The following is a 15,503-nucleotide window of genomic DNA, read 5'->3' as shown; positions in this document are numbered from 1 at the left end:
ACAAGAGCCATGGATAAATTTTTCTTACCCATGGTTTTAATTTTAATCTGGAATTTTGATAACTATTTGATTTTCTGCTACAACTCTTCCCATACCATTGTAGCCTTTAGCTTTAATTTTATAGTAGGATCCTTTAGAACAAGTGAACCCACCATTTCTTGTATTTATAACTTTATTAGTATTTTTAAATAACCTCGTATAATTACCATTAGGAGGTTTTATATCAAAAGCCCAGCTGGCTCCCTCATCATTGTCTACCCAAGCAAAAACTCTAAAAATATCCTTTGAGTAATCTCTAATAATCAAGTTCAATGCAGGCATACCTTTGTAATTTGAATATGCCCCTCCATCTATACTTATATAGGAATGTTCTTTTACTCCATTCAATAGTTCCTCCAATGGAAAGTATCTCCCTGGACATGAAGTGTTGTAATAAGCCCTATGGCCATCCACTTCCTTTATATCATATTTTTTCATTAAATATTTTATTAGTTCTATACCTGAATTTAGCTGAACTTCCGGCATAATTTTATCCTTATCATAATCTCCTTCAAAGCACACTCCTATACTACAAGTATTTTGACCATAACAGTTTGCTCCTATGGCTTCAACAGGTCTTCCTTCCCACAGGCTACCGTCTTTTCTTATATAATAATTATATCCTATCATGGAGTATCCCATGTTTATCATTAAATTATTTAACTCTTCAATATTTCCATAGAACTGAGGGTGATGAATTATTATCTTATTAGGTTTATTACCCCATTTTAAAGAACCAATTCTTTTCAAACTAGTTTTTATTATCTTCAACTTAATCAATCCCTTATTTACTTATTAATTTCTCCATTGATTTCTTTGTTAGCTTTTTTATTACCTTCCTTTAGCTGGGCTAATGCCTCTAGTAGCTTCTCTGGAAGGGGTAGCCCTAACCTGCCTGCATTTTCTAATATGCTAATTCCCTCATTTGCTATATAAAAGTAACATACCAATGTTCTAAATACCCAAGTTCCATCGTTTAATAATCTATCCAATAAAACTGCAACAATGAGTACTACCATTATAGTGAACTTTCTTAAAAGTCCTTTAAATCCAACTTCGCTGCTTAAATCCTTATATACCATTCCTCCCAATATACCAGTGATATAATCCAATATCATAAAGGATATAAGCACTATAAGAGCAGTATCCCAAAATCCACAAAGATAAGTAAAAAACGTTCCAGCTCCTGCAATCACCCCATTAAATACTTCTTTTTTATCCATGTCATCCCTCCTTGCTTCTAAAAATAGGCAAAATAAAAAGACTGTGTTTCAGTCCTTATTTTGCCTTTTAGTTATTTAGTTTGTGTCGTAATATAACTCAATTATGAATTTATATCATTTAAAATCTCTGTTTTTTCTTCTTCTGTTAATTTAGTATACTCTTGTATTATATCTTCTGCTGTTCTGTTCTCTATTTTTCTTCTTACTTTTATTGCGTTTACGAAGATAGACTTTTTCCAATATGGCATATAACCACCTCCTATAATCCCATTAATTCAGCTAATGCTATATTCAAAGAGTTTATTTGTTCTATTATTAATTCTTCTTTTGATTTGGGTATATCTTTATACTCATAGTAAAAACCTCTATCAGTAGTAAAATGCAGTATACATATTTTATTTTCTTCTGTTGGCTTAGGAACTTCCAATTCAGTTAAATAGCCTTTGCCAACAAGTTCTTGTCTTTCATCTTCTTTTAAATCATCGTAATTATAAATTATTATCATTACTTCATTATTATCACTAGTTTCTATAAATTTTTTAGACATAAATATCACGCTCCTATAACATCAATTTATTAAGTATTTTATATTTATTGACACAGTAAGCTATCTTTATTTTTGTACCATAACTAACATATGCCATATATTCTTTATTAAAAGATAATACATTATTGTAATATTCTTCATCTCTATTTGCATAAGAACCATCAAGTAATCTATCTTTTCTTTCTGGTTTATAATTTAACATGTGTATATCTCTGCCCATAGCATAAATAGCATTGCTATATAATGCAATAGACATAGCTACACGTGTAGTATCCTCTTCTATTCTAAATGAACCTATAGAACCTCCAAATACTTTTCTTAAATATACTGTATTATCATAGTAATAACCATCTTTATAGCCTTTAAGAGTAGCTAAATATTCTCCTTCGTACATTACTGACACCTTTCCTTTATCAGTATTACTATAACTTTTTTCCCACGCATCAACACCAGACCATGCTATTGTATTATCATTTAGATTTATTGCTCTTAATTTGTGGTAGTTATCTGTTCCACTTGGTATATATCTAATTATCAAATAATTATATGTTTTATTGTAAAATAAAGAATAAATGTAATTATAATATGCACCCAAAGATTTATTATCAATAACAGATTCTAATACCCCTAATTTATTATAAATTTCAATACTATAACCAGAAGAACCTGTATCTACAAGTATAAAGATATTTCCAGTATCCATGTCAAAATCAAAGTCAACAATTTTTGGTTTTGTAATCGTCCTTATAATTTTATGATTACTATTATACACATTAAGTCTTGTTTTATCACTTAGAATATACACGTCACCATTTTTAGTATTAACCTTAACTTTCCCTACATTTCTATACACAGATAAATAATCATCTGTTGTGTTAACTTCTATATTTTTTATTTCATTAGTAGTTAAATCCCAATAATATATTTTCGATTTTAAACTACCATCAGTTATATAATCTAAAATAGTAAAATACAATCGACTACCATCACCGTTAAATACTATACATGTAGGCGACCTATAAAATGTTGAAGTACCTTCATATAAATCAGCTACTGAAATCTCCTTCACCAATGTACCAAATGGTGTACTCTGTTCAATATTATGAAAATATATCTCATCGCCTACTTTATAATCACCTGTAACAGTAGGTATTGCATTTGAAATTTCCTCCCACGTACTATCTGTAGTTACATCAGCACCACTTGACGTTAAAGCCGTAACTACACTATTTTTAGCATCAACGCCAGACTGAAAAACCTCATTAATAGCACCTTTAAGATTCTTCTTAGTTGTTTGTAATGTTTCACTTCCTATATCCGTCTTAATTTGAGCCAATTGCGACTCAACTGTAATTCCAGAACTAGTCTTAATATCTGTTGCACTTAGTGCAATATCTGTAGATAAAGGCTTGTTGTTAATTTTTCTACCTGTAGGAACTGCCCCCACATCACTAGCTGCTAAAGTAACTGCTCCTGTCTTTTCATTTACAGAAGTTACTGGAACTTTTATATTTGACGCTTTTGTATCTACTTCTTTTATTTTCTGATCAATTACATCTGCATTGTAATTTAAGTCTTCAATATTAACTACATCTGTACCTTCTGGCTTTTTAAGTCCATAGTTAATCGTAGTTTTCATTAATTATCACCCTCCTTGCTTTCAAAAAATAGGGAAAATAAAAAGACTATGTTTCAGTCTTTATTTTGCCTTTAAAGTTTATTTAGTTGTGTCGTAATATAACTCTATTATTCATAAAAAACACTCTAGTAATAGAGTGTTTTTTAATATTGTTTTATTAAGAATTTAAACATCTGATATAAATTTTTAATTTATTTTTTCTATTGTAACAGTGTAAGTACTGCCGCTGTTTTGAGGATCACCATTAGCAAGAACTATCATATATATTCCAGTGCTTTTTATTTCAAGATTGTCAAAAACATAAGTTTCTTTATCTAATGGCACAGCTTTTGAGTTAGAAGAATCAATGCCATCACCATAGGTTGCAAATAATTTGCCAGCAGCATGTACAGTGATCCTATATGTTCCTGATGTTTTGAAGGTAAGTCCGTATTGTTCCACTTGCCCACTTTGAAGTAAATTTTTTTCATTAATGGTACCGTTACCCACATTAATCCAACTTAATGCACTTGTTGCTCTCGACATACTTATTGTTACGTCAGCTGTAGTTTCTGGTTCAACAAATATTTTATACTCTATCATCGGGATAAAATGCCAGCCAATCGTATTAAACATTCTATACTCTCCTGAGTTAAAACTAGCATAATTTTGATACACAGGATAATCTGGCAATATTGAGATTTTTACAGCCGCATCACTATCTACTGTTAAGTTTCTTAAATCAGAATCACTTACAGTTACAGAGAATACTCCCAGTTCTTTACCTTCTATTGTTTGTGTACAAGATCCCCCATCAACTAATTTATTTGACATATTAGCCATAGAAACAACCTTTATATTATCACTTACATTTGCACTTGCACTTTCACTTGCTAATACAGGTGCAGAATTAAAGAGTAATAGGCTTGAGCATAACAATGTCAATGACATTGTTTTAATATTTTTTTTAGACATGAATTTCCCTCTCCTCTAGGTTAGATGGCCATCTAAAAATTTTAGCTATATTTAATCATTCTACATTTCTTTTCAATTACCTTCTTTTTACATAAATATTTTTTTGTTACATTTTAATATTATATTAATTTCCTACAAAAATAGTTAATTTCTTTTTAACTTTTGCCCATTATATGATTTAACTCAATTACGAAAAAAGAACCCTGTAATGTAACAGGATTCTTTATTTACGCTATATTGTATCATCGATAACTAACATGTAAGGTTCATTAGGTTGATTCAACGCAGGAAATATTGAATGAACTACTATATAATACTCACGTACTACACCATCATCATAAATACCTGGAAGATCAATATATTTTACTATATCAAAGTTATCTTCTCGCGTATTAGCCACAAGTTTTCGTTCTTTAGTATATCTATCTTTTTCCCATATAGCCACATCATACAAACTTCCGTATGGTGGTTCCAATACTACTCTGTAATTCTTCTCTGAGGCGAAAAAAAACCATATATCAATATCATTCTTGTCTTGAATATATCCTTTATTTAAAGCACTTTTGTAGCTATAAGGTAATAAATAATTAGGCGTTTCAAAATAATTATTAGGTTCAGTCTCCCAGTTTATATATTGTTCAGCAGCTGACGCAGGACTTACATTAAAAAATAATAAGCCTATAACCAAACAAATAATAGGGAATATTTTCTTCATAATAGTCACCCTTTCTTTTATCTTAGTACAGGCCTGTTCAATTACTATTTTATTACATTATATGTAATAAGTCAAATATATTGGCAATTTTGTATTGATTATACTATATAAACCTCTTATACTTCTGGAGTATTCTTTAATATATAATCTTCAACAGCTTTTCTGTAATCAGTGTTAGTTATATCATCAATAACATAAACCTTTTCTGTTTTTGGATTTAATCCACCATTCATAATTCTTTCTGCACATATTCTTAATCTGTAATATCTAATATATCATTTTTTTCTTCTAATGTTAAAATACCTAGTGAATAAGCCAGCAAAATGTCTTTTTCAAACTTTAATTTTTTGTCGAATAAATATTTCCAAAGCCTATAATTTAAACTCATACTATCTACCTCCTGCTAATTGTATTTGTAAATCCGCAATAAGTTGTAATGAAGATTGTAACAATTGCTCTTGCTCCATAATTTTTAATTGACTATCTGCTAATGCTTCAGATAATTCATCAATAGTTAAGTCTGGGAGGTCAAACACCTGACCTTCACCTAATTTAAAAAATGAAAAATCTTTTACACCAAAAACCTCGAAATTATCTGTATAACCTATAATATTAGAATCACTCTTAATAATTTTTTCAGCTTCATATATTTCATCATTAAAAGTAAGTTGCTTCATTATCTTATAACACCTCCCCAAGATGTATTTTCATTAGCACTTGTTCCTACTGGTTGAGATGAATTGGGGTCTTTCGAAATAACTCCGCCATCAACAGCAGATAAACCAAAACTGTTATTAGTGGAAGCAGAAGTCCAGTTTCCAGATATAACTTTTGACTTATCGGACTTAACACATACTTGTTTATTTGAAGCTATACAATACCTAACTTCGCCACTTGGTGTTCCTTCAAATTCAAATGCTGTTGAATAAGGAGATGTATAAGTATTATTACAATACCAAAATCTTACGGACATTGAACATGTTGACTTAAAATAACTACTACTACTAGAAAGCCCATATACAGATACCCTAACTAAACAACCACTAACAATTAAACCCTTTACTTTATAATCTACAGCTTTTGAAGCATTATCTATATCTTTAGTGCCATCATAACCAGTTAACGTAAGAATACCAGAACCGTAAAAATTATCTAAATATATTATACCCTCGGAAGAATAATCACCTTTTAAAACACATATTGAAACTAAGTTATTTATAGTTCTTGGTAATTTACTTATCGCATATTTAATTGACTTAAAAGCAGTAGCAACTGTTAAACCATCATTTGTATCTGAACCATTAACAATATCAACATAATATTTAAAGGAACCATTTGTAGATGAAAGTTTAGCTAACTCCATCTCATGTTTATTTAGTTCAGATGCAATTTGAGCCAATTCCGACGTAACCCCTGTCTTAAAAACTTCTAAAGTTTTCCCATCTGCTGCCTTTATATCTGTTGCACTTAGTGCAATGTCTGCTGATAAAGGCTTGCTATTAACTTTCCTACCTGTAGGAACTGCACCTACATCACTAGCTGCTAAAGTAACCGCTCCAGTCTTTCCATTTACAGAAGTTACTGGCACTTTTATATTTGATGCCTTTGTATCTACTTCTTTTATCTTTTGGTCAATTATATCTGCATTGTAATTTAAGTCTTCAATATTAACTACATCTGTACCTTCTGGCTTTTTAAGTCCATAGTTAATTGTAGTTTTCATTATAATCACCTCTATTCATATACTTTTAAGTCATTCCATGATTTAGCTTTAGCATTGAACCATGTTAGTTCCTTTTTATTTAAATGATTCCAAAGTGTATAAGTGTATTTAAAATAATAGGATAAATGAGCTGGCTTTATATTGTCTAATATATCCTTAAAACCTGCTAAATTCTTTGGTATACCTCTAACTCCTATAAATTGCACTGTAAAAGAATAGCTTTCAGGGTGTTCTATTACTTTTACTTCTCCACCACTGAAAGCTTCTGCTGTTTCTTTTATAAGTTTTTTGGTTACTGTACCATGTCCTCGCTTTTTAGCTTTTATTACTTCTCTTCTTTCCTCATAGCTCTTACTTATATCTATGTTAATTCCATATTCTTTTTCCCATAAGGTTAGTCCCCATGTAGCAGTATCAATAAAGCATTGTTTAAGTAAATCTTGTATATTCCAACTCAAGAGTCCTAATTCATATCCCACAACATCATCTATTACCTTAAACTCTTTAATTTCTCTTAAAATTGGAGGTAGATAAGCTAAAAGATTAGGTCTGTATAAATCTATTTCTTCTTCTGATAATGATGATTTTTCTCCATATTTAGTAGTACCATACTTTATAGATCCATACATAGCTTACACCCCCTTTAATTGATTCCATGTAATAGAGCCTTTGTTCATTTTTCCATCTAAAGCACCTTGCAACCCTGTAACGTTAGATATTGAATGAGTATGAGAATTTGGATTTGCTGTTATTGTTATATTGGAGCTTCCATCAAAACTAACTCCATTAATCGTTCTAGCAGTTTGCAACTTTGTAGCAGTATCAGCCTTTCCCCCATTAGCTGGCAAGCTGGATGGAAAGTCTGTTACTTGAGCTTTAGTGTGTGTATGCGTAGATGGGTTAAAGCTACCTGGCTTTCCTGTTACACCTGTCCAAGGCACACTATCTGCAACCTCTGCCGCATCAACCTTACCATTATTGTTTTTATCATAGATAGACTTAAGCATATCTCCATATCCAGCACTTTCTAACTCCTGTTTTGTTGCAAATTTAGAATTTGCCTCAGTTTCAGTGTAGTATATGTCATCAAAGTTAATATCTTTAGTAAGTTGACTTAGCTTTGTTGGTAAATCACTAAACTTAGCTATCTTGGTCCAAGCACTCCAAGTACTGGCATCATTGCTTTTCGAATATCTATAATGCATATCTGGATTTGGATTCCCTGCACCTGCAAAGACTATTTGTCCAGAAAACTTACCATTATTCATATCCCAAGGCATAACAATTAAATACCCATCATGGTTTAATGGATAATTTTGAACACCTGCTTTTATGTTATAAAAGCCACCTAAGGTGTAGTTATTTAAATTTTTAGTTGTACCCTCTATTCTCTCTAAAGAATTTCTTTGTACAAAGTCACTAACATTTTTTCCATTAAGCGTATCAGAATTAACTGCATTATTTACTTTTACTGCTTTTATAATCGCTTCATTATAATCCCACTTATTATTCCATTTTGTTCTTTCAGCAGCAGTTATATGTTTTAAGCTATCGGTTGCGTGTATATCAAATTCTGTCTTAGTAGCTTGTTTAACATTATCCACATTACTTAATCCCACATCACCTTTAGTAGTTCCATGAGGATTAGTTCCTAAGGGATGAGTATATACAGTCGCCTCTGTTCCATTTATTTTAATATTTCCATTGGTACTGGTATTTTCTATTTTAGTAGCTCCTGTAGCTATTCCATCTAATTTACCTTTATAGCTATTATCAAAATCATTGCTTGATAATCCTTTACCTGTCACTTTATCTACTTTATTGCTTACAGTATTCCATAATGTTCTTTCAGTAGATGTTATGTGTTTTATAGAATCCGCCATATGAGTTACGGAACTATCCCAGGCATCCAGCAGAGCTTGTGTAATTTTATCTAACACAGATTTATTATTGTGTACATGCCTCTTACTGTAAGCTTCATTCCAATTGGTTCTTTCAGTTGCTACTATATGCTTTATCTCATTACTATCATGAGTATCTGTATATTCCTTAGCTATCTTAAGAGCAGTATCTGCTTTAGTCTGAGAAGCTGCAGGTGTTTCTTTAGCGTTCCAATTAGCTTTTTCCGTATCACTTACAAATCTTTTATTTGCATTTTCAACTATAATATCAGCACTATGGGTTGAAGGATGTGTATACTTATTTGCCCCCTGCTCTATCCCTGCCAGTTTATTCTTCTCTATAGTAGTATAATCTTCTGTACTTAACTGCTTCCCTTGTACCTTATCAACTTTTTTGCTTAATTCATTAGTCATAGTTCCAGCAAAATTTGCGTCGTTATTCAATGCCTCTGCTATCTCTTGTAAGGTATCTAAGGCTTCGGGAGCAGTTCCTATAACATCTTTTATCTTTTGTAATACTTCTTCTTTAGTAAACACCTGCTCCTTTAAATACCTTTTATTTAATTCAGTATCTACATAGGTTTTATTAGCTTTTTTATTTTCTAAATCAGTGTCATTAGCTTTTAATCCTTGTATTTCAGCATTGTTACTAGTTTTATAAGAGCTCAAATCATTATTAATTACACTTTCAGCATTTTTAGACCTAGTAATTTCACTACTCAAATTATCATTAGTAGCATTAAGATTATCAGTCAATACTTTTTCAGCAGCCTTGGCTCTATTAATTTCATTATTTAAATTATTATTAGTGGCATTAAAGTTATCGGTCAAAGTTTTTTCACTAGTCTTTGCTCTATTAATTTCTGAGTTAAGGCCATCTAATAAATTCTGTTCAGAAGTTTTCGCTCTAGTAATCTCATTATTTAAGTTTTTATTTGTTTCATTAATATTATTAGTTAATTTTTCTTCCGCTGATTTAGCCCTATTAATTTCACTATTTAGGTTATCTGTTAAAATTTTTTCTGCATTTTTAGCTCTTTCTGCTTCTTCGTTTAAATCTTTATTTATATTTTCTTCAGCCTTAGATGATCTTTCTACTTCACTATTTAATGCTTTCTGGGTATTAACAATACTTTCCTGAACTTTATTTATATCTTCTGCTTCTATGGTATCACCAGGTGTTTCATAGGTAATATAGGCTTTATCTACACTTCCATAAAGGCGAATTATGGTCTTCCATGGGGTAGTACTTGGAGTAGATAATATAAAGTTTTCTAGTTTTTCTCCCGTTAATTTTGAGCCAGTATAAACCCTTACACTAGAACTGCTTACATTATCATGCTCTAATTCTCCTTCGTACACTCCATCTTTTAAATTAACTTCCTCTTCAATTACATAGATGTTTCCATCAATCTTATTTAACTTTTCTATAAACTTATCTATATTATTAGGATACATACTTTTACACCCCCAATTCCACAGTTCCTAAAACTGGTATTTCTTCATCTTTTAGTCCCATATTTACTGTTGAATTATTGATCTTTAAATCTGTATAATCTAAAACTCCTGGAGTGCTAAGAAGCAAGTTTCCTATTCTTGCTATACTGATATAAGATAATTCAAAAGCTATATCCTTTAAATAAGTATCTAGTAATTTAATGAATTCTCCTTGAACCTGTGCAATATTAAATCCATTAGATAAGATTATTTTTGCACTTATATCAATTGGTTTTTCCATAGCCCCTTTAACAGTAACTTTAGTTCCTATAGGCCTAACTTCTTCTATATGGTTATATACAGCATTAATTAGTTCCTGACTAGGAGATTTTTTATTGCTATCCACCATAACGATCTTTACAGTTCCATTGCCTTCCCAAAGAGGAAATACCTTTACTTTACCAACCCCCGTAACCTCTAAAGCCCATTGTTTATAATGATTGGAGTTACCCGAAGTAGTAGGATTTTGAATCTTTTCTGTAAACCTATTATATAAATCCTCCCCTTCTTCAACATCTTGTCCTTCCTGTATTGTTTCTCCTAGATTTGCGGTGGCTAAATTTTCTATATAATCTATGGGAATTAAAACTCCTACTGGCTTATTTCCTATAGCTCCTAATTCCTCACACTCCATTTTATATATACCCCTGTCTATCTTTTCTACTGTTTTATAATTTAAATCATCTATAGAAAATCTACTACCTAAAGGTATATCTATTAATTTATTTTCGCCATTATAAAACTGTCCTTTCTTAATAGCTTTAGTTGGTTGTTTTCTATACATTCCTATTTCACTTACCCTTTTTTCTAAAAATTCTTCTGGAGTATCTGTTTGTGCAAAAGTATATTCTAAGAACCTATCTAGATTGGAGTAAGCTGCAGCTAACTCTAAAGCTATGGGAGTTAGAGAATTATACATTATACTGCCTTCTCTTTTATCTAAATCATCAGGAACTTTATCCATCATTCTTTTAAGTATAGCTTCATCTGTATTTACTTCCTCAAACAACTATCTCACCACACTTTCAGTAAATTCTCCATAAATAGAAAAGACAGTGAAATTTACTATTACACCATCTTTATCATATTTAAATATAAAATTATCCACATTATTAACTCTGTCATCTTGCATAAGTGCCTCTGTTACTCTTCTTTTAATCTCGCTTTCTGTTATATCCCTATCCTTACCAATTAAATACTTTAATTCACTGCCATAATTCCAGCTATATATAAGATGCTCATATCTTTCTGTTTTTAATATTAATTGTATAGCTTGCCTAAGTGCTTCCACTTCATCACAATACCCTACTACTTTTCCTTTTTCAAAGTCAATTTTATAGGTTCTTGTTGCTTCAATTTCTTCTGCTATTTCTAAATCATTTTCTATTGTTGCTCCCTGTGGTAATATACTCAATTGTTACACCACCTTATCTAGGATGACATATTGCTGGCCGCCTTGTACTCTTAAAAGCAATACCTTATCCCCTTGTTTAAGCCCTTCTCTAATAACTATTTTATTTAGTTCTTTAGATGTTGAACCATTTGAATAGCTATGACTATGGCTTAAATCTATTTCATATTTAATTAAACTTTGTGGGATAATAAAAAATTCTTTAGATAATATAAACTTTTGATCTATCTTTATTTTAAGCTCTTCTACATTTAACACTTCTCCAAACAAAATATTAACTGGATTGTTTGCTCCTACTGCATCCACTCCAGCCTTCTTTATAATATCTATCATTCCCATATCTACACCACCTTTAAATCAAAATCCATAATTAAATTTCCTTGGTCAAATTTATGTGTAGCATCTTCTATTAAATAATATTGACTTATGCCCTTTTCTTTTATTTCTACATATACCCCTGCCCCTGCTCTCAGCTTTAAATCTTCCTTAATATCTGTGCTTACTACATCTTTTAATTTCAAAGTTTTAGTTTCTCTGTTCTTAAGCTTTAATGTATTATTAACCATTTCTTGTATTTGTGCTTTATTCATATTTTCATCTACCTTGTGGAAATATTGCAATCTTCCCCACTTAGCTATATTTTTGCTATCTTGTGCAATATAAATATCTCTACGATTAGTATCTTTATTATCCCTAACTATTTTTACCTTATTATAAGTATCATTGTCTATGCTATTTTTCCAATCATAGTTACCTAAATTGCTGTCATCAGAAATTACAATTTTTTGTTTCATATTGTTTATATTTTTTAAATAAAGAGCTCCAAAGTCATCATATAGTGTATAAGTTTTTCCTGTACTCATTAATGTCTTTTCTAATGCACTGTACATTATATCTAAAAGTTTTTTATTATCCTCTAATAAACTTGGTATGACATATGCTGTATCCTCTATATTACCTATTGTCAATCCTACATCTTTAGCAATCTTCATTATTATTTGGCTAGCTTTTTTATTAGTAAAAACATAGAAGTCATTGCTTAGTAAATATCTTATTTGATCATATGCTGTTACTTTTATTTCTTGCTCTTTGCTGCCACTTATATCAAATACATATCCATAGAAGACTTTATGGTCATCTACTTTAAAACTTACTACATCACCATTATTTATAGATATGGATTTGTCTTTTAAGAAGTTAAAATCTAAACTGGAGGGTTTACCTCTTCTTTTAGTTTTCCATGTAACTTCTGTAATAAGTTCCGATATATTAAACATATTTCCGTTTTTATTATCTAACAATAATTCAATTTGCATAATATCACCTACGGTATCTTAAATACTTGCCCTGGATATATTAGATCAGGGTTTTTAATATTATTTAGTTTTGCTATTTCCGGATATCTAGCACCATCGCCAAGGTACCTTTTAGCAATGTGCCACAATGTATCTTCACTAACAACAGTATGTATTTTTTGCTTTGGTTTTTCCACTGGCCTTGAAGGCTTAGATTTTGCAGTAGCCTTATTAGTATTATTTTGTTTATTATCTATGACTACTTTCTTCGCTGAATAAGGCCTATAAACCTTAAGCTCTATGGAATAATATATATCTCCTACTTCTCCACCTTTTTCTGTTAGCTTTAAATTCTCTATAGTAAATAAATCATTAATATCCAAAGGACTTCCTGTAAATATAAATCTTATCTTTTGCTTCTTTTCTCTCCACTCCCTCATCTTAGAAATGTAAACATTAGGAGAAAATAGTTGCTCTGAACTCACATATGGCCCTATATTCTTAGGGAAATAACTTTCAAAAGATATTTGAGTCAATTTAGGTTTATTTATTGAGCTAATCTCTCCTAAATTTATAATATCAAAGGTTTTGTTATCCCCACTTTCACTAAATTCTATTTTTTCAGGGAGTACAGGAAGAGTAAAACCTTCTTCCCCATCGTTTATTCCTAAATACATCTTGTACATTAAGCATATACCCCCTCTGCACTATTAACCAATTCGGTTTGCATGTAATTCTCTATCCTAGATATTATTTTATTAATATCCGCTTCCTCTTTTACATCTCCTGTAGTCACTTGCACTGTAGGAGTCAAAGTTACAAAGTTTTGTATACTTTCCTGCTCTGCTAAATCTCTCATAAGCTCCAAATGTTCATTACTTATATCTACACTATCTTTAATTTGGCCAAGGTTATTATTCGCCAGTGCTAGACCATCTTTTTGATCTGTATTCAAATTATTTAATAATTCATTTGAGTCATCTGCATAATTTTCCAAAGGATCTTGAAGATCTGATAATTTATCTAATCCAAATTTAGCTTTTATATCATCAATAGTTGCATTTTCAATAAAGTCTTGTCCTGATGCTTTAAACTTACTAAAATCAGCTCTATATTCTATTTCTTTTATCTGTTTTGCTTCTACTCCAAGCAGGTTAGCGAAAAAGCTTGAAACATTATTTATCCCTTTAATTGCACCATTTAATATATTTATCATAGCATTTACAGCCCATTGCGCTATATCAACTATATACCCAAATGCATCTGCAAAGGTTTTTCTGATTCCGTTTGTTACAGCGCTAAAAGCTAGCATAGCACTTATTAGTCCTACTATTAATCCAATTACAACTCCTATAGGATTTAATGATGCGACAAGATAAAATAGTCTGTGTTTTATGGTCGCTAATGCCAAAGCACCTGCTAGCCGAAGTGTTACAAAAGACCACCCAGTCATTAATGCCTGTATTGCAGGTATCAATGTTCCTGTTATAAACACTATAGCATTATAAATTCCCCATGCTGCTGCTAACCCTAATATTATAGGGGACAATCCCAATAGAATTATTGCTAAATTGTAGACTATATCTGTTATAAAATTCATATTATCTATAACAACATCTATGCTATTTGAAATTAAACTAAATGCCCATGTTCCTATAGTTGCTATTACTGAGAATCCTGCACTTATAAAATCAAAGAACGGTTGGAATCTCCCTTCTCTAAACCATTCATTAATCGTACTTAAAATAGGTTTTAAAGCTTCTAAAGCATTGCTACCTGTTTGTAAAAAAGCAGTCTCTAGACTAGACTTAATATTATTAAACTGTACTAAAGCTGATGTATTTAATTCTTCTAAAGCCTGCTCTGTAGCACCTTTTTTCTCTAATAAAATATTAAACTTATTTATGAAATCATCCATACCTTCGGCACTTTGAAGCATTTGAGTGTCACCATCATTAAATTTAAAATTACTTTGCAATGAAGTATAGTCTCCCCCAAGAGCCTCTTTTAGCGCACTTCCCGCCCCTTCTAATCCTTGCCCTGGGTCTAATAGCGTAAGTTTTTCAGATGCCTTATTTAAATCCATTAATTTCTTAGGATTCCTCGTAGAATTACTAAATTGTCTTGTTACAGCATTAAATTCTTCTATACTATATGCACTTTCATTGGCATGTTTATTTAAATTTAAAAAGAAAGCCTTTCCAATATCTTTATTGCCTAATGTATTGCCCATGTTAATAATTTCTCTCTCTAATCTAGCTGCTCCCTCTATAGCTGTATATAATCCTTTTTTTATATTTTCAAATCCTAAAAAATTGCTTATCAAGTCTTTGAGCTTACTTGATAATCCATTAGAAGAATCCGCTCCTCTATCTAAACTATCACTCACATCATCTATAGCTAATACTGAGATCTCCGCTGCTCTTGTCACTTGGTATAGGGGTGTTGTAATTTGTTCAAACATTCTTAAATTCGTCAATGCCGCTTCTATAATTATCACCTCACTTTTATACATAATAAAAACACCTACAAAATGTAAGTGTTTTTATTATTAAGTTA

At 30.9% G+C, this 15,503-nt stretch carries 18 protein-coding genes; all 18 read right to left on the bottom strand.

Annotation, left to right across the window (positions count from 1 at the left end):
• Positions 1 to 42: 42 nt before the first annotated feature.
• Positions 43 to 810, bottom strand: coding sequence for a peptidoglycan recognition family protein (locus RYO54_RS09120; protein WP_315117826.1), 768 nt, complete (start codon positions 808 to 810; stop codon positions 43 to 45).
• Positions 811 to 827: 17 nt separating this feature from the next.
• Complete coding sequence (locus RYO54_RS09115; protein ID WP_315117823.1) at positions 828 to 1,262, bottom strand: phage holin family protein; 435 nt, start codon at positions 1,260 to 1,262, stop codon at positions 828 to 830.
• Between the two features lie 101 nt (positions 1,263 to 1,363).
• Positions 1,364 to 1,510 (bottom strand): hypothetical protein, encoded by a 147-nt coding sequence (locus tag RYO54_RS09110; protein WP_315117820.1) that lies wholly within the window; start codon positions 1,508 to 1,510, stop codon positions 1,364 to 1,366.
• 11 nt (positions 1,511 to 1,521) lie between these two features.
• Positions 1,522 to 1,809, bottom strand: a complete 288-nt coding sequence (locus RYO54_RS09105) for a hypothetical protein (RefSeq protein WP_315117818.1) — start codon at positions 1,807 to 1,809, stop codon at positions 1,522 to 1,524.
• A 13-nt stretch (positions 1,810 to 1,822) separates the two neighbouring features.
• On the bottom strand, positions 1,823 to 3,448 hold the full coding sequence (locus tag RYO54_RS09100; RefSeq protein ID WP_315117815.1) for a hypothetical protein: 1,626 nt from the start codon (positions 3,446 to 3,448) through the stop codon (positions 1,823 to 1,825).
• A gap of 186 nt (positions 3,449 to 3,634) precedes the next feature.
• On the bottom strand, positions 3,635 to 4,378 hold the full coding sequence (locus tag RYO54_RS09095) for a hypothetical protein (RefSeq protein WP_315117811.1): 744 nt from the start codon (positions 4,376 to 4,378) through the stop codon (positions 3,635 to 3,637).
• A 256-nt stretch (positions 4,379 to 4,634) separates the two neighbouring features.
• Positions 4,635 to 5,117: a hypothetical protein gene (locus RYO54_RS09090; RefSeq protein ID WP_315117808.1), complete on the bottom strand. Its 483-nt coding sequence runs from the start codon at positions 5,115 to 5,117 to the stop codon at positions 4,635 to 4,637.
• A 253-nt stretch (positions 5,118 to 5,370) separates the two neighbouring features.
• Entirely contained in the window at positions 5,371 to 5,505 is a 135-nt protein-coding gene (locus tag RYO54_RS09085; RefSeq protein ID WP_315117806.1) for a hypothetical protein, read from the bottom strand.
• A 1-nt stretch (position 5,506) separates the two neighbouring features.
• A complete protein-coding gene (locus RYO54_RS09080) occupies positions 5,507 to 5,794 on the bottom strand; it encodes a hypothetical protein (protein ID WP_315117803.1) in 288 nt (95 codons plus the stop codon).
• On the bottom strand, positions 5,794 to 6,840 hold the full coding sequence (locus RYO54_RS09075) for a hypothetical protein (protein ID WP_315117802.1): 1,047 nt from the start codon (positions 6,838 to 6,840) through the stop codon (positions 5,794 to 5,796). Before RYO54_RS09075 ends, RYO54_RS09080 begins: the two co-directional genes overlap by 1 nt.
• Positions 6,841 to 6,851: 11 nt before the next feature.
• Positions 6,852 to 7,469 (bottom strand): YmfQ family protein, encoded by a 618-nt coding sequence (locus tag RYO54_RS09070; protein WP_315117800.1) that lies wholly within the window; start codon positions 7,467 to 7,469, stop codon positions 6,852 to 6,854.
• Positions 7,470 to 7,472: 3 nt separating this feature from the next.
• On the bottom strand, positions 7,473 to 10,199 hold the full coding sequence (locus RYO54_RS09065) for a hypothetical protein (protein WP_315117798.1): 2,727 nt from the start codon (positions 10,197 to 10,199) through the stop codon (positions 7,473 to 7,475).
• A gap of 4 nt (positions 10,200 to 10,203) precedes the next feature.
• Entirely contained in the window at positions 10,204 to 11,247 is a 1,044-nt protein-coding gene (locus RYO54_RS09060; protein ID WP_315117794.1) for a baseplate J/gp47 family protein, read from the bottom strand.
• Positions 11,248 to 11,652, bottom strand: a complete 405-nt coding sequence (locus RYO54_RS09055; RefSeq protein ID WP_315117791.1) for a DUF2634 domain-containing protein — start codon at positions 11,650 to 11,652, stop codon at positions 11,248 to 11,250.
• A gap of 3 nt (positions 11,653 to 11,655) precedes the next feature.
• Positions 11,656 to 11,988, bottom strand: a complete 333-nt coding sequence (locus RYO54_RS09050; RefSeq protein WP_315117787.1) for a DUF2577 domain-containing protein — start codon at positions 11,986 to 11,988, stop codon at positions 11,656 to 11,658.
• A gap of 2 nt (positions 11,989 to 11,990) precedes the next feature.
• Positions 11,991 to 12,965 (bottom strand): hypothetical protein, encoded by a 975-nt coding sequence (locus RYO54_RS09045; protein ID WP_315117785.1) that lies wholly within the window; start codon positions 12,963 to 12,965, stop codon positions 11,991 to 11,993.
• Positions 12,966 to 12,973: 8 nt separating this feature from the next.
• Complete coding sequence (locus tag RYO54_RS09040; RefSeq protein ID WP_315117783.1) at positions 12,974 to 13,630, bottom strand: LysM peptidoglycan-binding domain-containing protein; 657 nt, start codon at positions 13,628 to 13,630, stop codon at positions 12,974 to 12,976.
• A complete protein-coding gene (locus RYO54_RS09035; RefSeq protein WP_315117780.1) occupies positions 13,630 to 15,459 on the bottom strand; it encodes a hypothetical protein in 1,830 nt (609 codons plus the stop codon). The genes RYO54_RS09040 and RYO54_RS09035 overlap by 1 nt, the downstream gene beginning before the upstream one ends.
• Between the last annotated feature and the right edge of the window lie 44 nt (positions 15,460 to 15,503).

Source organism: uncultured Clostridium sp., assembly GCF_963515715.1.
In the GTDB taxonomy this organism is placed as follows: domain Bacteria; phylum Bacillota; class Clostridia; order Clostridiales; family Clostridiaceae; genus Clostridium_AW.
This window is presented reverse-complemented; position numbering and strand designations above follow the sequence as displayed.